General features: G+C 43.2%; 19 protein-coding genes. 7 read left to right on the top strand and 12 right to left on the bottom strand.

The features are described from left to right. The first annotated feature begins 1 nt into the window (after window position 1). Window positions 2–724: a phosphate signaling complex protein PhoU gene (gene phoU / locus ACEW8F_RS11325; protein WP_373483576.1), complete on the top strand. Its 723-nt coding sequence runs from the start codon at window positions 2–4 to the stop codon at window positions 722–724. 252 nt (window positions 725–976) lie between these two features. Next, a complete protein-coding gene (locus ACEW8F_RS11330; protein ID WP_373483577.1) occupies window positions 977–3265 on the top strand; it encodes a PAS domain S-box protein in 2289 nt (762 codons plus the stop codon). Between the two features lie 18 nt (window positions 3266–3283). Here the strand turns inward: ACEW8F_RS11330 and ACEW8F_RS11335 are convergent, their stop codons facing one another. Further along, window positions 3284–3514: a hypothetical protein gene (locus tag ACEW8F_RS11335; RefSeq protein ID WP_373483578.1), complete on the bottom strand. Its 231-nt coding sequence runs from the start codon at window positions 3512–3514 to the stop codon at window positions 3284–3286. Window positions 3515–3791: 277 nt separating this feature from the next. On the opposite strand from ACEW8F_RS11335, the gene ACEW8F_RS11340 reads away from it, so the two are divergent. The 5 genes from ACEW8F_RS11340 to ACEW8F_RS11360 all read left to right on the top strand — a co-directional run bounded on the left by ACEW8F_RS11340 (window position 3792) and on the right by ACEW8F_RS11360 (window position 10172). Next, a complete protein-coding gene (locus ACEW8F_RS11340; RefSeq protein WP_373483579.1) occupies window positions 3792–4076 on the top strand; it encodes a GNAT family N-acetyltransferase in 285 nt (94 codons plus the stop codon). Between the two features lie 68 nt (window positions 4077–4144). Next, complete coding sequence (locus tag ACEW8F_RS11345) at window positions 4145–4843, top strand: response regulator transcription factor (RefSeq protein ID WP_373483580.1); 699 nt, start codon at window positions 4145–4147, stop codon at window positions 4841–4843. A 1-nt stretch (window position 4844) separates the two neighbouring features. Then, window positions 4845–6248: an ATP-binding protein gene (locus tag ACEW8F_RS11350; protein ID WP_373483581.1), complete on the top strand. Its 1404-nt coding sequence runs from the start codon at window positions 4845–4847 to the stop codon at window positions 6246–6248. A 112-nt stretch (window positions 6249–6360) separates the two neighbouring features. Next, window positions 6361–6972: an isoprenylcysteine carboxylmethyltransferase family protein gene (locus ACEW8F_RS11355; RefSeq protein WP_373483582.1), complete on the top strand. Its 612-nt coding sequence runs from the start codon at window positions 6361–6363 to the stop codon at window positions 6970–6972. A gap of 275 nt (window positions 6973–7247) precedes the next feature. Next, on the top strand, window positions 7248–10172 hold the full coding sequence (locus ACEW8F_RS11360) for a methyl-accepting chemotaxis protein (RefSeq protein ID WP_373483583.1): 2925 nt from the start codon (window positions 7248–7250) through the stop codon (window positions 10170–10172). Window positions 10173–10282: 110 nt separating this feature from the next. Here ACEW8F_RS11360 and ACEW8F_RS11365 read toward each other — a convergent pair whose 3' ends face one another. The 11 genes from ACEW8F_RS11365 to ACEW8F_RS11415 form a co-directional block, all read right to left on the bottom strand. Continuing rightward, window positions 10283–10882 carry a hypothetical protein gene (locus tag ACEW8F_RS11365; RefSeq protein ID WP_373483584.1) on the bottom strand — a complete coding sequence of 200 codons (600 nt, stop codon included), beginning with the start codon at window positions 10880–10882 and terminating at the stop codon, window positions 10283–10285. Between the two features lie 141 nt (window positions 10883–11023). Continuing rightward, on the bottom strand, window positions 11024–11296 hold the full coding sequence (locus ACEW8F_RS11370; protein ID WP_373483585.1) for a hypothetical protein: 273 nt from the start codon (window positions 11294–11296) through the stop codon (window positions 11024–11026). A gap of 221 nt (window positions 11297–11517) precedes the next feature. Further along, on the bottom strand, window positions 11518–13119 hold the full coding sequence (locus ACEW8F_RS11375) for a complex I subunit 5 family protein (RefSeq protein ID WP_373483586.1): 1602 nt from the start codon (window positions 13117–13119) through the stop codon (window positions 11518–11520). Then, window positions 13112–13465, bottom strand: coding sequence for a sodium:proton antiporter (locus tag ACEW8F_RS11380; RefSeq protein ID WP_373483587.1), 354 nt, complete (start codon window positions 13463–13465; stop codon window positions 13112–13114). Before ACEW8F_RS11380 ends, ACEW8F_RS11375 begins: the two co-directional genes overlap by 8 nt. Next, window positions 13465–13854, bottom strand: coding sequence for an MnhB domain-containing protein (locus ACEW8F_RS11385; RefSeq protein WP_373483588.1), 390 nt, complete (start codon window positions 13852–13854; stop codon window positions 13465–13467). The genes ACEW8F_RS11380 and ACEW8F_RS11385 overlap by 1 nt, the downstream gene beginning before the upstream one ends. After that, on the bottom strand, window positions 13847–14110 hold the full coding sequence (locus tag ACEW8F_RS11390) for a hypothetical protein (RefSeq protein WP_373483589.1): 264 nt from the start codon (window positions 14108–14110) through the stop codon (window positions 13847–13849). Before ACEW8F_RS11390 ends, ACEW8F_RS11385 begins: the two co-directional genes overlap by 8 nt. Beyond that, window positions 14100–14645, bottom strand: coding sequence for a Na(+)/H(+) antiporter subunit B (locus ACEW8F_RS11395; protein WP_373483590.1), 546 nt, complete (start codon window positions 14643–14645; stop codon window positions 14100–14102). The genes ACEW8F_RS11390 and ACEW8F_RS11395 overlap by 11 nt, the downstream gene beginning before the upstream one ends. Next, on the bottom strand, window positions 14642–14944 hold the full coding sequence (mnhG, locus tag ACEW8F_RS11400; RefSeq protein WP_373483591.1) for a monovalent cation/H(+) antiporter subunit G: 303 nt from the start codon (window positions 14942–14944) through the stop codon (window positions 14642–14644). Before mnhG ends, ACEW8F_RS11395 begins: the two co-directional genes overlap by 4 nt. Then, complete coding sequence (locus ACEW8F_RS11405) at window positions 14941–15204, bottom strand: monovalent cation/H+ antiporter complex subunit F (RefSeq protein ID WP_373483592.1); 264 nt, start codon at window positions 15202–15204, stop codon at window positions 14941–14943. Before ACEW8F_RS11405 ends, mnhG begins: the two co-directional genes overlap by 4 nt. Next, the gene (locus ACEW8F_RS11410) at window positions 15201–15692 is read right to left on the bottom strand and encodes a Na+/H+ antiporter subunit E (protein ID WP_373483593.1); all 492 of its coding nucleotides are present in this window, start codon (window positions 15690–15692) and stop codon (window positions 15201–15203) included. Before ACEW8F_RS11410 ends, ACEW8F_RS11405 begins: the two co-directional genes overlap by 4 nt. A 200-nt stretch (window positions 15693–15892) precedes the next feature. After that, the gene (locus tag ACEW8F_RS11415; protein WP_373483594.1) at window positions 15893–18760 is read right to left on the bottom strand and encodes a methyl-accepting chemotaxis protein; all 2868 of its coding nucleotides are present in this window, start codon (window positions 18758–18760) and stop codon (window positions 15893–15895) included. Window positions 18761–18847 lie beyond the last annotated feature (87 nt).

An 18847-nucleotide genomic window follows, 5' to 3' on the forward strand; every position in this document is an offset into this window, starting at 1 on the left:
CATGCGAATAGAGTATAACGAAGAATTAAGAATGATTAAAGACGAGATCTTACTGATGTCGGCCATGACCGAAAAAATGCTGTCAGATTCAGTTTTAGCCTTAAAAAGCAAAGACAATGAGTTGGCACGCTCAGTGATTGATCGGGATGATCTGGTAGATGCCAAAGAAATTGAACTGCAACTTGTTGTCAGTCAGGTGATTGCCACCCAGGGACCGGTGGCTACCGATCTGAGACGGCTGGCTTCAACCTATAAGATTATTACCAATCTGGAACGGATTGCCGATTTGGCGGTGAATATTTCCAAACGGGTGCTGGAATTATCAGACGTGGTTTATATGAAGCGACTGGTTGATATTCCCAGAGCCTGTGAACTGGCTGAAAAACTGTTGAAGCTGGCGATTCAGGCTTTTGTTCACGAAGATATCACCCGGTTAAGAGAGGTTGTGGATCTGGAAGACGAGATCGATGCGCTGAACATTCAGATACATCATGACTGTCTGGCGTACATGATCGATAATACCAAAAATATCCATCAGGGTTCGGTGTTCATTTTTGTGGGCAGCTATCTGGAGCGGATTGGTGATCATGCTACCAATATTTTTGAAACCGTCTTTTACATTGTCACCGGGGACTACATTGATTTTAATGACCTGGATGAAGAAACCATCAATCGAACCCTAGAACTACAAAAGAGAATTGATGAGATTGAAAAAGAAGATTAAAATTCCATATGAAAGCGGTTCATTAAGATAATGAACCAGCCAAGCCAGAGGATCAGTTCCTCTGGTTTTTTGCATCCAAAAAAGATTCAAAACAGAGACGCTAACAAATCGCCTGAAGCGATGCAAATAAATCGCTGGCAAATATTGACGGAAATCATTATAATTAAGACAGTAAAGAGATCATTATAAATTTGCTGGTTTATAATTAACAGAAAAAGGTTTTTGTATTAAACGAACGGGAAGGTGAGAAAAATGAAAACGGAGGATACCCAGATAAAACCATGTGATCAAGGGACTCGGAGTAATGAGGCCCGCTTACGGAGACTGGTTGATATTTTAAAACACCCTTCCGATACGATTCAGGAATTTCTTGACTATGCATTAAAGCAGGCGATTGAACTCACCGAAAGCCGGATCGGCTATATTTATCATTATAGTGAAGAGACATGCGAGTTTGTTCTTAACACCTGGTCTGAAGAGGTGATGGAAGCGTGCCACGTTGAAAAACGGGAAACGACCTATCAATTGGATAAAACGGGAATCTGGGGGGAAGCTGTACGACAGCGGCAGCCGATAGTAATCAATGCTTTTAAGGAGAAGAATCCCCTGAAAAAGGGTTATCCCAAAGGTCATGTGCCAATGACAAATTTCTTAACGATTCCTGTTTTTAAGAATAACCAAATTGTTGGTGTCGTGGGATTGGCAAATAAAGAAACGGATTATGATGAGACCGATATTTTTAACATTACCCTATTAATGGAAGCTGTCTGGACAGTTACCGAGAGTAAAAAAGCGGAATTGGCTTTAGCAGAAAGCAATGCCCGATATGACAAACTTGTTCAGCGAATTTCAGTCGGGATTTATACTATGCGCATTAAAAGCTCAGGAGAAACTCAGTTTGAATATTGCAGTGAAAAATTTTGTGAAATGCTTGGATTGACCAAAGCAGAGGTGTTGGGCAATACCGAAGCGGTTGAACAGGCCATCCATCCTGATGACCGGGCTTCGCTAAAAACAGCTAACCAGCAGGCGGTCAGGTGTTTTCAGAGCTTTCGCTGGGAAGGTCGCAGTTGTGTTAAGGGAGAAACCCATTGGATCCGTTTTGAATCGGAGCCAACTCTATTTCCTAATGGCGACACTCTTTGGAACGGGGTCCTTTTTGATATTTCTGAACGCAAACAGACTGAAGCGAAGCTCAAAGAAAGCGAAGAACGTTTTAAAGCGCTTCATAATGCTTCATTTGGCGGCATTGCTATCCATGATCTGGGAGTCATTTTAGAGTGCAATCAGGGCTTGGCGGAAATGACCCAATACGCCATGGAAGAGCTGATTGGCATGAATGGCTTATTGCTGATTGCCCCTGAGTATCGGGAACTGGTTGGAAAAAACATCGCAAGTGGCTATGAAAAGCCCTATGAAGCGTTTGGAATAAGAAAAAACGGTGAACTGTTTCCAATCCAACTGGAAGCCAGAAATATTCCCTACAAGGGAAAAACGGTTCGAGTCGTTGAATTCAGGGATATTACCAAAGAAAAGGAAGCTTATGCTAAAAGTCTGGAAATAAACCGGCGTCTGCAGGATGAAATTATTGAACGTAAATATATCGAAGAGGCTCTCCGGAGCAGTGAGGAAAAACTGAAGACAATTATCGAAACGTCACCGGACGGGCTTGCTATTTCAACGATGGACGGAATTGTTGAGTTTGTTACAGCTCAATCGGTGGCAATGTGGGGATATGACTCGTCGGATGAGATGATTGGCCGAAATATTATGGAGTTTGTTCACGAAAACTATCACGAAAAAGCAATTTATTTCATAACAGAAATGATCAATGGTCATTTAACTGGTGCGGCAGAGTATCTGATGGTTCGAAAAGACGGCAGTCAGTTTTATTGTGAAACCAATGCGAATATACTCAAGGACAAGAATAAAAACGCAATCGGGGTTCTTCATATTGAACGGGACATTACTGAGCGGAAGATACTGTTAGAGGAACTGAAAGATCTGGCCATTAAAGATCAGCTCACCGGTCTTTATAATCGTCGCAAAATTGATGAAGTACTGATGAAAGAAAAGGCTGAGGCTGAAAGTGGGGATCACCATTTATCCGTGATTATGGTCGATATTGATATGTTTAAGCTGGTGAACGACCAACACGGTCATCTGGTGGGAGATCAGGTATTAACAGAGATCACTGAAATTCTGACAAAGGGGATCAGGAGAATAGATGTTTTGGGTCGTTGGGGCGGAGAAGAATTCATTATTATTTGCACCGATACAGATCTGGAAGGGGCAACAGTATTAGCGGAAAAACTAAGAAAATTAGTGGCGGCACATGATTTTAATGGTGTGGGGAAGAAAACCTGTTCATTCGGAGTTGCCCAGTTGCGAAAAAAAGAAACCATTGATGAGTTGCTGCTGAGATCGGATTTGGCCTTATATCGGGCCAAAGAGCGGGGCAGAAATCGAGTCGAACAAGAGGTTTGCAGAGAGAAACAGAATAATGAAATAAATTCTCTGAAAAAGAAAACAAGGGGTTAGCAAACCCCTTGTACCTGTTTAGAGACAGCGGTTTTTAATCTCTTCATCGCATTCAGTGATAGATTCTTTGAGTTTTTTTGATTCAGCATCAAATTCTTCCATTTGGCTGACAATTTTTCCGCTTGATACATGCATCCCAGATTGTTTAAAAATAAAGCTGCGTTCATTTTCGACATCTTCCAGGTCTTCTTTCAATTGTGCCAGTTTATTCTTGAGTTCAATATCGCTTAGTTTATTTAATTCATTCATGTTTTTTCTCCCGTTATTTAAAATGATTCTTTTCTTAAGTATAACATGGCCAATTTCTGAATGCAACCGGTTAAATAATTGAGATTAAGCCTGATTTAATTCTAATCAAGCGTAAATCTTTCGCTTTTTTGTCAGACAGACGCTATAATAGAATTACTGAAATGAAAGTGTTTTGATCGATTTGATCAGGCCCATTCTTTAGTAAAAATAACGGTTGAAACCGGGTTGGATTTTACCAGTGAAAATTCTAAAATGCGAATTTAACAGGAGGAACAAAATGGAAACCATTCATGAACAAAAAAACAAATTTTATATTGGTGTCAACGAAGAGGAACCAATTGGTTTATTGAATTATTACATCGAAGGTGATCTATTTATCATCGAACATGTTTATGTGACCAGAGAACTCAGAGGTCAGGAGCTTGGGGTTAAGCTGGTGGCAAAGGCGGTGGCATTTGCCCGGGAAAACAAGCTCAAAATTATCTCCTACTGCTCTTATGCGGAAAAGGTGCTGACCGAAAACAACGACTATCGGGATGTTTTTTCAGTTAGTAACGACTAATCAAAAAATCGCAGAAATGCAATCGCTTGAATTACAAGTTTGAAATAATCTGACTCAGGGAGTTTCATATGAATGTTTTAGTTGCCGAAGATGAAAAAGATATTCGAAACCTTTTAAAACTACATCTTGAAGAAAATGGTTATACTGTATTTACCGCCGCTGATGGTTTAGAAGCCCTGGGCGTTTTTAAAAATAATCCCATCAATTTGGGAATTTTTGACGTCATGATGCCCCGGCTGGATGGCTTTAATTTGTTGCGAAAAATCCGGGAAACCAGTCAGATGCCGGTTATCATTCTGACGGCCCGGGGTGATGAAATGGATAAGGTTCTGGGGCTGGGACTTGGTGGTGACGATTATCTGGTCAAGCCCTTCAGTATGGCCGAACTGATTGCCCGGGTTGGCGCCCAGCTCAGACGAAATTATGAATATGCTGAAAATAGCCAGATGAGAAAGTCACAGTTGAAGGTCGGGAGCTTATCTCTTGATGAGGATGGCTGCTGCATTTATGTGGATGGGACATTGGTGGAACTCAGTGCCAAGGAGTATTTGATACTGCAGTTCTTAATGAAAAATCCTGACAAGGTGTTTACTAAAAAGCAGCTCTACCGGCAGGTCTGGGAAGAAGATCTTTATTATGATGACAACACCATTATGGTTCATATCAGTCGGCTGCGCAACAAATTAGAAACTGATCCCAGAAATCCGGAGTATATCAAGACGATTCGTGGCATTGGCTACAAATTTCATTTACCCAAGGTTCCCTAGGATGAAAAAAAGAATTCAAAATCGTTTTGTTGCTGATTATGTGCTGATGTTTTTAATCTCCACCCTGATTGGTGTTTTTGCGGTGACGCTGCTAAGCTTTGCCAGTGATGTGATCTCAAAGAATCTGGTTAATCATAATTACACAGCAGAAAAAATTATGACCGATGATCTCTCGGTTATGGAGATGGAGCCGGTGCTGGAAAATGGCGGCGGAGTTCAAGTGGTATCTAAGAATTACGAGGTCATTTTCAGCCAGGGAATTAACAACCTGCCGGAGGTGTTAACTGCGGAGACCTTCACCGATTTTTTAACTGCCAGTCAAGCCAAGGGAAACCCTTACAGTTACAGCATTGCCTATAATCCCAGAGCGGAATTCTGGTTGTTGGTCACCTTTCCTACCTCTGTTCGCATTGATTTTGCCATTGTTCATAATCCCGATTTTTTATCGGTGGATACCCAGCGAGTTGCCGGGGTCATTTTTGCGATCGCCTTATTTTATTTGATCTTGCTGGGAATCAGTACGGTTATTTATTCAAAGCTGACTTCACTGAGCATCATCAATCCCCTTAAAAAGTTGTGCAGCAGTGCCGGCCGGTTAAAAGAAGGAGATTATACATCTCGGGTTGACTTGAATCTGGATAATGAATTCGGTGAGCTGGAAACTATTTTCAATCAAATGGCCGACGAAATTGAAAAAGAAATTGCCTTAAGAAAACAAAGCGAAGAAAATCGCAAAAAGCTGATCTTGGATATCTCTCACGATCTTAAAAATCCCCTGGCCAGTATTATGGGCTACGCAGAACTCTGTTTAACAAAAACCGAAATGACCACCGAACAGCTCAGAGCATATCTGACCACGATCTATAACAACAGTAACCGCGCTAACCGTCTGATGACCGATCTTTTTGAATTGTCTAAAATGGAAACCCCGGATTATGTTCTGGTTAAGGAAAAACTCGATTTTACCGAATATCTTCGGGAGCAAATGGGCGCAGCCGTGGCAAACCTGGACGGCGCCGGATTATCCTATGCTTTTGATATTCCCGATATCAAGATTATCGCAGCGGTGGACCGACAGCAGATGAGTCGGGTGTTTGAAAACCTTATTGATAACGCCATCAACCATAATCGGCCAGGCACCCGGATTGACCTGATTATGGTGGATCATCCCGGCATGATTGAGGTCCGTTTTAAGGATGACGGGATCGGAATCCCCGTGGAGTTAAGTGAACAAGTTTTCGAACCTTTTGTGAAGGGCGATCCGGCTAGATCTTCAGAAAGCGGAGGTACCGGTTTGGGTTTAGCAATCATCAGAAAAGTGATGGAAGCCCATGGCGGGACCATCAAACTGGCAACTGAAAACATAGTTGGAAGTGAATTTATTTTGTTTTTGCCAAAGAGTTAAGATCGAGTTAAGATTAAGAACAGCTTCATGTATGAATCGCTTGCTATAGTAATGGCAAGGGATTACATGAAGCTGTTTTATGTAACCCCATCAAAATTTGGAGGTTGAGAAATTGGAAACATTGGACAGTCATTTTTATAATTGGTTTGGGGTAATATTCTTTACGGTACTTTATGGAGTGATTTTGTTGTTTATGCCATTTTATAAAAAAATGGATCGGAAGCCGGCGGGCACCTATCTTGCGTTTGTGATCGCCTTTGCCATCGAAATGCATGGGATCCCCTTTAGTATGTATGTGATCTCCTGGATTATTGGTAAAAACCTGCCCGAAGGGGTTTTATGGGGGCACACGCTTTTTGATACCATCGGATATTGGGGGATGTATATTAATATTGCCTGTGGGACAGTCGGCATATTTTTAATCATGATTGGCTGGTATAATATTTATAAAAAATACTGGTCCAAGGAAACTGGAACTGGAACCCTGGTGGAAACCGGGATTTATAAATATATTCGCCATCCCCAGTATGCCGGCCTGTTGTTATTATCTTTCGGGATGATGGTGGAATGGGTAACCTTGCCACTGCTCATTTTATATCCGGTGATGGTTTATATGTATGTGCGGCTGGCCAAAAAAGAAGAGCGCGATATGATCGAAGAATTTGGAATAGAGTATCAGGATTACATAAAAAGAACAAAAATGTTTATCCCCCATCTAGTTTAAAAGATCAGTGAAACACTAATTGAGTTGGTAGGTAAAAAAGACAGGAATTTACCTGTCTTTTTGCCGTTAGGCCATTGCTTATAGTAATTTAAAACCAGATTATAAACGAAACTTTTAAAAAATATGAAAGTTGTCTATTTATCTTTATAAAAAACGTTTACACGAAATCAAAAGTGGTATATTATTAAGCAAGTTTGATTTGTGAATTGCCGATAAAATGCTTCTTGAATTGCTGTGAAGCTGAATGATAAAAAATGAAAAGGTAGGGAAAAACGATGAAATCAATCAGATTACGACTTATTACGATGTTTTCCGCACTGATTTTGGTAGTGACAGGAATTCTGGGGGTAATTGTGGTTAATCAATTTACCAGCGTTCTTGAAACCGATACTTATGAACAATTACAGAACATGGCAGTGGTTCAGGCACGATATATTGAATCGAAGCGTGATGCGGAACTCCAATATATGGAAAGTCTGGCTCAGAATTCGATATTGCTTGATGGTGCTATTCCCCAGAGCCAACGGGTAGCATTTTTGGAGGCGGAAGCCGCCAGAGCTGGATATGATGCCTATGTCTTAGCAGATCTGGCAGGAAATGGGGTTACCCAGAATGCTGCCGGTGATACGGTTAATGTGGCTGACCGGAGTTATTTTAAAGGTGCAGCCGCCGGAATACCGACAGCATCTGATATCACCATCAGCCGGGTTACCGGGGAGCCGGTTATTTTATACGCCACGCCGGTTTATCAGAACGGCGTGATTGCTGCGGTACTCTATGGAAGAAAAGAGGGTACCTCATTAAGTGAAATCACTAAAGGGGTTACCTATGGAGAAACAGGTTTTGCATCATTGATAAATAATGATGGGGTTGCCGTTGGTAATTCAAATCTGGATCTGGTCAAGCAGCAGTTTAACTTTGCCACAGCGGATGAAGAAAACCCGGATTATGCGGAGTTGGCAGAATTAGTACGCAGTAAAATGATGGCCCGGGAACCGGGTTTTGGAGACTACACCCTTGAAGGAAAAGACCTGCTGGTGGGTTTTGCACCGGTTGAAGGCAGTCCCTGGATTATGTCAGTGGCGATGGATCAGGCAGAGCTGGATGTTCAGGTGGCGGAAGTCAGAAATACGATTATTACGGTGATCATTCTGGCAATTATCGCTGCGGCATTCGCTGTGTTCCTGATCAGCGGCACCATCTCAAAACCGATTGTGGCAACCACTGAAGAATTAAACCGTCTGGCTGGATTTGACTTTAGTCATAATGAAAATTCCAATGCCGCAAAATATATTAATCGGCAGGATGAAATTGGTACCATGCTGAAGGCCGTGGCTACCATGCAGCAAAATGTTCAGGATAATCTGATCGACAAGCTTGAACATATTTCCCAGGGGAATTTGGACGATGAAATTATCATGGTCGGTGATAATGATCAGGTCGGACCAGCCTTACAGGATACCCAGGGTGCCATCAAAACCCTAATTACCGACACCAATATGCTAGTTAGTGCAGCGGTTGAAGGGCGGCTGGACGAGCGAGCTGATGCATCCAAATATAACGGTGATTATCAGAAGGTTATCGCCGGTGTCAACCAGACTCTGGATGCGGTTATTGCACCAATAAAAGAGGCTTCGGTGGTACTGGAAGCGATGGCAAAAGGTAATCTTGAAAAAGATATGCAAGGTAATTACAAGGGGGAACACGCTGTTATTAAGGTATCGGTGAATAAAACATTTGAGAGTATTAAAATGCTGGTCAGCGATACCAATCATTTAGTGGAAGCTGCTGTAGCCGGAGAACTTGATACCCGGGCCGATAGATCCAAACATCAGGGCGAATACGCCAAAATCATCGCTGGTGTCAATGCCACCTTGGATGCAATGGCAGAGCCTATTAAAGAAGCTTCAGGGGTACTTGAAGAAATGGCCCAGGGCAATCTTGACCGGGGCATGGAAGGCAATTACAAAGGGGAGTATGCCGTTATCAAAGAATCCGTTAATCGCACCTTTGACAGCATCAAAATGCTGGTGGGCGATACCAACAGTCTGGTGGAATCAGCCGTTGCCGGGGATCTCAATGCCCGGGCCGACACATACAAACACAGCGGTGAATATGCCCGGATTGTCGCTGGGGTAAATGCCACCCTGGATGCAATGGTGGCGCCGATTCAGGAAGCTAATACGGTGCTGGAAGAAGTGGCCAATGGCAGCCTGAAGCTACGAATGGCAGGGGAATACAAGGGTGAGCATTCGGCGATCAAAGATTCGCTAAACAGTACCCTGGACTTTTTGCAGGGGATTGTCGATGAAGTGTCTGAAATTCTCGATCAGATGGCCAATTCCAATATGGCCGTCAGCATCACCGGTGATTATAAAGGCGATTTTGAACCAATTAAAACGGCTCTTAACCACATTATTGAATCCTTCAACAAGATCTTAAAAGACATGAACGAAGCAGCCGATCAGGTATCAGCTGGGGCTTCTCAGGTATCGGATGGCAGTCAGATGCTGGCCCAGGGTTCAACCGAACAGGCCGCCGCCATCCAACAGCTGAGTTCGTCAATTGATGAAATAGCAGATAAAACAAAAGATAATGCCAAACGGGCCAGCGAAGCTAATATGCTTTCCACCACCGCCCAGGAAAAAGCTCAAAAAGGAAACGACAGCATGCGTCTGCTCCAGGAATCGATGGATGAAATCAATCAGGCCTCGGGAAATATTTCGAAAATCATCAAGGTCATTGATGACATTGCCTTCCAGACAAATATCCTGTCCCTGAATGCCGCCGTGGAAGCAGCCAGAGCTGGCCAGCATGGTAAGGGTTTTGCCGTGGTAGCAGAAGAGGTTCGTTCCCTGGCCGCCAGAAGTGCCGAAGCAGCCAAAGAAACCACTGTTTTGATCGAAGGGTCGGTGAAAAAGACTGAAGGCGGTACCGCCATCGCTGACGAAACAGCCAATGCCCTGGAAGAAATTGTCCTGGAAATTACCAAAGCGGCCCAATTAGTTCAGGAAATTGCTGAAGCATCCAATGATCAGGCCACTAATATCACCCAGATCAATCTGGGTGTGGATCAGGTATCCCAGGTTGTTCAGGGAAATACGGCAACTGCCGAGCAATCTGCCGCAGCCAGCGAAGAATTATCTGGTCAGTCTCAGTTGCTCAAGGAAATGATATCGCGATTTAAACTAAAAAGATAAAAAAACCAAGAAAAAAGACAAGGAAAAAGACAAGGAAAATATCCTTGTCTTTTTGTTGCTAGAAAAGCTTTGCCTTTGGCTTATGAGAACACCTTTAGAAAAAATTGTTATTATTCTTCTTTGGCCCAATCATCAAAGCCCTGCATAACTTTGTCATAGGTTTGCTGAGAGATTTCGGGAAGTTCTCCACCAAAAGCTTCTTTGGCACTTTCAAAACCTTCTTTAAAAGCATTTCGGAGGGCTTCAAGTTTGCTTTTATCACCGCCGGAGAGAGCTTTGGCAAAATCGACTATCCGTTCTGAAGTTTTGTTAACCCCAAAATAGCCGTCTTCAGAAATCGCTTCCTGGGCAGCAGCCTGGGTTTCAGAATCCACAGTGATTTCCACGTCTTTTCCTGCGGCCAGATCTTTCAGAACCTGATTGACTTTCTTGCCTTGCTTTTCAATCATGGCTTCAACCATTTTTTTGAATGACTCGGTATTACGGGCAAAATCCTGTTTGATTTCGTCAATCTTTTTACGGTCGACAGTGTAGGTTCCAATGTCTTCGGAAGTAGCGGTGCCAAGCTCAATGGAGTCGAGTTTTTGGATAACTGGCTGGACTTTATCGGCAGCCTCTGGCTCAACTTTAACGTCGGCATTTTGGGTGACACCTTTTGTCTGAATCGCTTGATTCAGAGATTTGTTCGCATCAATTGCATTTGTATTCATAACATCCTCCTTGTTTAGTATTTTAAATAGTTACGATCTTCTCTAAACTATATCGACAAAATTCAACTAAAAATAACATTAATTTTAAAATAATTAAAATACAAAAAAGTCCCTTCAGCATTGACACTGAAAGGACATTTTTTATACTACCTGTTTTAAGGGGGACAGGGCTCGCAACGGTTTTTCAGAGTGTCTTAGATTTGCTTCACAGGCATCGTCGTGTTTAATGTAGAAAAGATCAGTTTCGCAGGAAACAGTTTTAATTCGATCGGCGGCCATATTTTGCAGGTAAGTCGCAAAGTAGGCATTAATAATAGCAGTATCATCTGGTTCATCAACAGTGCTCATCGAAAATCCTGATAAAAAAGTCAACCATGGTTTGGTATTTGTTTTTATGTCTCTAATCCACTTCATTTTTATGAACCTCCTGTTAAGTTGTTAAATTATTTTTGTAAGGGGAGACTTGGTTAGTCGGGGTGGTTTTTTGAGTAATGATCTCATTTTCTAATCATTTGCTCTTACTATTTATATCGCCATTTTCTGAAATTACTTTAGGTTAAATGAACAAATACGATAAAATGTCAAGAAAAATAAAATGATTAAGATTTTTGGTGTTGAGAAAAATGGAAGGATATTTAAAGCGATACTCTTAAATAAAGAACCATAAAAGCAAAAAACAGGGTGATCGAGAGACAGATTTCATTAAAACCCAATTCAAAAGAATTGATAAAAGCCAGACAATTTGATTTTTTGAATAAGCCGCGATAAATAAGCAATCCCAGGAATAATGATCCAACGAAGAGTAGCATTTTTATACCGTAGGACAGAAGGTCGACAGATAAATCGATGTTAAAAAGGATGGCGATCAGTTCACTGCCAAATAGTCCACCGAGAAAACACAGTATACCTAGAGTTAAGACAACCGCTTTCTCCAAAATATCGGAGTCAACGGTTTCTTTTTTGCCCGAGCTGCCAAAAAGAAGCTGCCCATATTTAATAAAGACAACCATTGTTCCCAGGTTAATAAAAACTAAACCATATTCAATCCAGGTGCCGCTTGAACCAGAAGCGATCAAATACTTAGAGATACTGCCGTTAAATAATGGGGCTCCAATAATCCCCAGAATTGACAAGATGGTGGCTACCCCAACGGCCGGCATGTGTTCAAAAACTCCCTTCACCTCGTCAAGATTCCGGGTCTTGTACTCGGAGATGATCATCCCGGCAGTAAGAAACAGGGTTGATTTAAAGATGGCATGATTCATCAGATGATAGAGACCGCCCCAGTAAGCCACCGGATTGTCCAGGTTAATGCCAATCATAATGACACCAATCTGAGAAACAGTTGAATAAGCTAATAGGAGTTTGATATCTTTTTGAGCTAAGGCCAGCATAAAACCGGCGATGGCGGTGATAAAGCCGAGGATCACAAAAAGTTCGGAGGTATCAAACAGGGGTGAAAAAGCTATCTGCAAGCGGAGGAACACGTAGACGCCAGTTTTTACATATAATCCAGATAAGATGGCCGAAACCACTGACGGAGCGCTGGGGGTGCCATGAGCCTTTGGCAGCCAGCTGAAAAGCGGCATTAAAGCAGCCTTTAAGCTAACCGCGGTAATCATAAAGGCATAGGGCAGGATCAGGCTTTGGGGGTCTTTGACCTGGCTGAGCACAGTTTCCAGGGCATTAAAATCAAGGACGCCAATTTTCTTATAAAGCATCCCCAGACCCATCAGGAAAAAGGACATCGCCACTACATTAATCAGAAAATACATCAGTCCATCATAAATAGCGACATGGGCCTGCTTGTACATGATCAGAATGGTGATGATCATGGTGGCGGCTTCAATCAGAACAAAAATGTTAAACAGGTCATTTGAAAGAAAAATACCGATGATCAAGCTTTCCAGACTGAGAAAAAGAAAGAAAAAAAGGTGATCAGCATAGTGTTTATTGTGAACAAAGATCACCATTGCCAGGAATAAAAAGCAGGTCAAAAGTACCATCGCAGAGGCTAGCAGATCGGCCCTTAAAGTGATCCCGATGGTATCCGGCCAGCCACCAATGTTTTCGAGGACTGGGCCATTTTTACGCACCGCTACAAATATCAGGGTGACGCAAACCAATAAGGCAGACTGAAAAAGAACCATGATTTTTTTTGCTGTTGTGATGGAAATAAGTTTGGCGACGGTACCAAAAATAATCGGCAATAGAATTACCCAATGTAGACTAATCATGGTGATTCCTTTTTTTCATAACTTTTTGCCAATTGGTGGAGCCAAAACGATGATAAAGATGAATAAACATCGTTAAACCGGCTGCCGTTACCCCAATACCAATGACGATGTCGGTAATCATTAATGCCTGGGGGAGCGGATCAGCTACTTGTAGGGTTTGGGTCACATCCCCAATGGGGGGGACGCTTCCCGGGGCAATATTGGCAGAAATAAAGTATAAAATAATCGCCACTTGCATAATACTGATGGACATAATCGATTTGATGATGTTTCTTCTGGCAATCAGGCCATAGACGCCGACAAAAAAAAGCACAATACTAATGGATTCTCCGTTAATAGCAATCATCAAATACCCCCTTCATAAAAGGCAAACCTGAAAAAAATGATGGTAAAACCACTGCAGACTTTTAAGCCGATTAAAAAATTCATGGCGATAAGATAGGTCAGGTTCATCAGTTCTGAGTGGTTGGCGGTGGTTGAGAATAAAAAAAAGGCCGGGTAAAGAATAATGCAGACAAACAGGATCTTTTCTGCCGTTTTTAAGGTTTTGAGCCGGATGCAGCGGTCCGGTTCTACTAGATATCGGGTGATAAAAACTGAAGCCAGCACAGCGCCCCCCTGGAATCCGCCACCAGGACTGGCATGGCCGTTTAGAATAATATAAAATCCAAACAATAAAATAAAAGGATATAAAAGCCCGGTCATTCGCGAAATAATTTCAGAGTGGTCAGTCATCGGTGCGCCTCCAGGAAAAATTAATAACCGCCGAGACACTGATCAGCAGAATCAGGGTTTCAAAAATACTGTCAAACACCCGGTAGTTCAGGTAGATCGCCGCTACGGCATTTTGAGTATGGGTGTCAGCGTTGAAATTTTCAAGAAAGAAATTGGCGATTAGCGGATCAGCGACCAGATTGGTATCAAAATTAATAAAAAGCACTAGACTGGTAAGGGCCATGGTAAAAATCATGGTCATAACTCTACGCTTCATTATCTTCTCCTTCCGCACAGCGAATCAGGTGAATATTCAAGTCGCCATAATTCGCTTGTAAGTATTCTTCAACGGCATCAATCTGATAATCCTCAACACAGCCATAAATCCAAATGTCCTGATCGGCATGATGGATGGCAAGATCAAATTTTTCCTGATCGAGAATAGTTTCAATGGACTCGCCGGAATAAATAATTTGAGGTTCCATTTCGCGCTGGATCAAGAAAGTTTCCAGATTTTTTAAAAAATTCGAACTATTTTTAAGGTAACGATTATTCTGATTGCTGGCGCTGTTGGCGTAATAAATAGAAAAGACCTGATATTTTCGCAGTGCCACCAGATATAAAACCGTGGTGATAGTGCTTCCGATAATGGCTTCAGCAATGGCCACATCCGGGGCGCCATAGAGTAGGTAAACAAAGGAACTGACCAGCGAAAAAACACCGAGATAGACAATCGCCCGGCGCAGTTTTTTAGTATTCAGAGCGACGATTGCCAGAACAACCAAGGTGATCAGAAAGATGTTTTCGGTCATGGTCGGGTCTCCTGATTAATGGTGTAGCCGCTCAAAAAAGCTGATCGGGCAATGGCGTGGGTGGACAGCGGGTTGGTGATCATCACCAGCAGGGTAATCAGAAGGATTTTCATGGTAGCATAGCTGAGCCCGGATAAAATGATGAAACCGATCATGATGGTCAGAAAACCAACCGTTTCAATTTTAGCGGATATTAAAATTCGCGAATAAAAATCTTTAAAACGAAACAGCCCAATGACCCCTAGAGCCATAAAAAAAAGTGCGATGGTGATGAGTAGATAAGCCAATAAATCGATCATGAGGTGTCTCCTTTTTTTTCGATAAAGCGGGCAATCAGGACCGTTCCGATAAACCCCAACAGCGCGTAAACCAGGGCCACATCCAGTAAGTAGGATTGATCGGTGATGATGGATAAAATGACAATGGACATGATAATTTTGGCTGATATGGCGTTCAAACCCAGCAGACGATCCCAAATGGTGGGGCCTAAAATGACCCGAACAAGCACCAGGGTACTATAGATGGCGATGACAAGTAGAGCTATTTCTAAAAAGGTCATCGATCCATACTCCTTAGGATTATTTCATAGGGGGAACAGCTTTTGCCTTCAGTAACATCAGTAAAGGTATTTTCATCCTGGAAAGCCAGGATTTGAAGCAGCCGGCCATTCTTGCCGATAGTCACGGTTCCGGGAGTCAGAGTAATGGCATTGGCCAACAGACAGATACCCAGTTCATTACGCATACAGGTTTCGTACTCGATGATCTTTACGGCATCTTCACCTTTAATAATTTTAAAAATAGCTGAAAAACCTGATCGGTAAATTTGAACGAATAAGTACATCGCATAATGCAAGAGAACTTCGGGTTTGATGGCGTAAGCATCGAGATAATCATTTTCCAGCAAATAACGATTGGTGAAGAGCAGCGAAATTGCTGAAAAAAACAGGCCGATCAGGATCTGTGAAAAGGCCAGACTTTCATTTAGAATTAGCCAGATGCCGGTAAAAACAAAAATAAGAACAAGGGTGCGAACCATTTTTTTCATTTGAACTCCTTTCACGTTGCGAAGTTAACCATGGATTAGGTTTCATTATAATCAAGACATGCGCTTGATGTCAACGGATTTTATGGAAATCAAAGGGGGCGAAATATGAATCGCGACCACGTTATGACCCCATCGTGGCATATGAAAATGAGGCCTGGATTGGAGAAACCAGGCCTCAAAAATGTGATGCTGATACCTTACTAATATTTATCCATCTCCATGTCATCGAGGATGATGCTTGGTTCTGGCATAGGTGCCACAACTGGTTTTATGGCCGGGGCAGAAGCTGATCGGTTTGTTTTAACTGAGACGCTTTTAGCTTTCAGCTGGAAAGCATCGACCATGTGCTTGAGCATTTCGGCCTGGCCTGAAAGTTCTTCGCTGGCAGCGGCGCTTTCTTCGGCGGTGGCAGAATTAGTTTGAACAACCTGAGATACCTGTTCAATACCCTGGGTGATCTGGGCGATTTCAGAAGCCTGATCATTGGAAGCCCGGGCAATGGTGCCGACCAAACCAGTAACCTTGTCAATCTGATTTAAGATCTCTCTCAGACTTTCGGCGGTGTCATCAGCTATTTTGGTACCAACACTGACCTTGTCAATGGAGCCTTCAATCAAGCCGGTGGTTTCTTTGGCGGCTTCGGCACTTCGGGCCGCCAGGGTTCTAACTTCTTCAGCTACTACGGCAAAGCCTTTACCATGCTGACCCGCTCTGGCGGCTTCTACAGCGGCATTCAGAGCCAGAATATTGGTCTGGAAGGCAATGTCATCAATGACCTTGATAATTTTAGAAATATTGTTTGAAGAATCATTGATATCGCCCATGGCGCTGATCATAGTGGCCATTTGACTATTCCCTTTTTCGGCGTTGGTTCGAACATTGACTGCCAATTCATTGGCCTCATTGGCGTTCAGGGCATTTCGCTTGGTCTCGGCAGCCACCTCTTCAATGGATGCGGTCAATTCCTGGATGGCACTGGCCTGTTCAGTAGTTCCCTGAGATAAGGCCTGGCCGCCGTCAGAGATCTGTTTGGCACCCATATCCACCTGACCGGATGCCACATTGATTTCGGTCATGGTGTTACTGAGATTACTGGTGATATCGTTAAGGGCAGTTTTAATGGCTTGAAAGTCGCCCAGATAATCAGTGGTGATTTGCTGATCCAGGTTGCCCCGTCCCATTTCTTCAAGGGTATGGGAAATTTCATCGACATAACGTTTCAGGAAGGCAACAGTCTGATTCATATTATCTTTGATGAGGGTATAATCGCCGTTATAGTGGCCAACCATACCGGTGTTCAGATTACCCTGAGCCAGTTCTTTTAAGGTGGCTGAGGCTTCCTGCACCGGTTCGACAACGGCATCCAGGGTGGCGTTGACGCCATCTACAATTCGGGCAAAATCGCCCTGATGTCGGCTGGCATCGGCCCGGGTGTTCAAGCGGCCAGCAATACCGGCCTCTGCCAGCATGGTAGCATCACTAACCAGGTTGTCGACTGAATTTTTAACTTCACCTAAGGTGTTTCCGATTTCGTGGAATTGGGCGCTGACTTCAGTGGTATATTCATCGGCTTCACCAACATTCATATCGAAGTCCAGATCGCCTGCTGATAAACGGATCAGGTTGTTACCCAGTCTTGATACTTCAGACTTGGTGTAGTCACTAACCCGGATAATGGGAGTTAAATCGGTGACGATTTCGACAAAGCCAATGTTTTCGCCTTTTTTATTTTTGAGATAGGCGGTATCCTGTTTATTACTGCGGCCGACCCATTCGAAATAGCTGTCGTTCAAGCCCTGGTCAACCAGACGTCTGATGCCGCAACCTTCGGTGCGACAGATGTCGGCATTGGCATTGTAGCAGTCCATGCCGCAGGCTGAAGTTCGATCCTTGATGACCCCATTGGCAATCATTAAATCTTCAAATGGTTTGTTCATAAAGGTCCATTTCATATCGTTGTCAGTGACATGAAGCGGGAACGGGATGGCATCAATAATGGCTTCGTACCAGACCATTTTATCAACAACAGTATCCAGAGTAGCATTAACACCTTCGACAATTTCTTTAAAGCCGCCGTGGAAAGCTTCTGCTTTACCGCGGGTATCCCATTTGCCGGCGATGGCGGCATGGGACAGCATTGTCGCTTCACTGATCAGACTTCGGATGGTTTCGATGGTCAGCTTGAGGGCTGGGGAAAGCTCATCCTGAGCATCTCTTGGTTCAACATTTGCAGTGACATCGCCATTGGAAATTTGATTCATGGTACCAATGACAACGGTTTGGAGATCGTCGGAAAAGGAATCCATAGATTCAGCCATTTCGCCGATTTCATCTTTCCGGTTCATATTAAGACGCATGATAAAATGTCCCAGACTCATCTCTTTGATCATATGATTGGCTTGTTGCAGCGGTTTGCTGATCATCGAACGGAGCACCAACCCGAAGACGATGGCAACTGCAAATGCTGCCAGAGTGACAATAATCATGGTTGTCATAGCAGCGTTGGCAGTGGCAGCATCCTGTTCAGCGGCCCGCTGAGCTTCTTCCAGTTTCATCGGAACCAGCTCATTGATCAGATCCATTTGTACTGAAGCAGCAATTTCGTAAGCACCGGTATCGGCAAGCATGGCGAAGGCTTCAGCATCGCGGTTCTGGATCGCCAGGGCTTTGACTTTTTCGAATTCCTGGGCTAAAACTTTTCGGGCTTCGACTAATTCGTCAAAGACTGCCTGCATCTCCGGATCAACAATGGTTTCCTGAAAAGCGGCGGCGGCCTCGTCGATTTCGCTGTTGCGGATGATAACCTTATCGGCGTTGGACTGGATCAAATCCGCACTGTTTTCAATAATCATATCCCGGACGATAACCCGCATCCGTTGGTAGGATGTGGAAATTTGACCAACCTCAGCAATTGGTACGGTCATCTTTTCGTAGAGTAATTTGTTGGAGTTTTGCAAACTCTGTAAATTCATAATTCCAACGATACCGACAACCCCGGTGATCAAGGCGACAATAATGAAACTCACAATGAGTTTCGCTCCGATTTTCATGTTAAGCATCCATTGCATTTTTGAATCCCCCTTAAGATAGGATAAAATAATTCCTCTTTCGGATGATATTTACCCAAATCAAATAAACAATAACAGTAAAAGAGA

The organism is Acetobacterium sp., from assembly GCF_041752335.1.
Lineage (GTDB): Bacteria > Bacillota > Clostridia > Eubacteriales > Eubacteriaceae > Acetobacterium.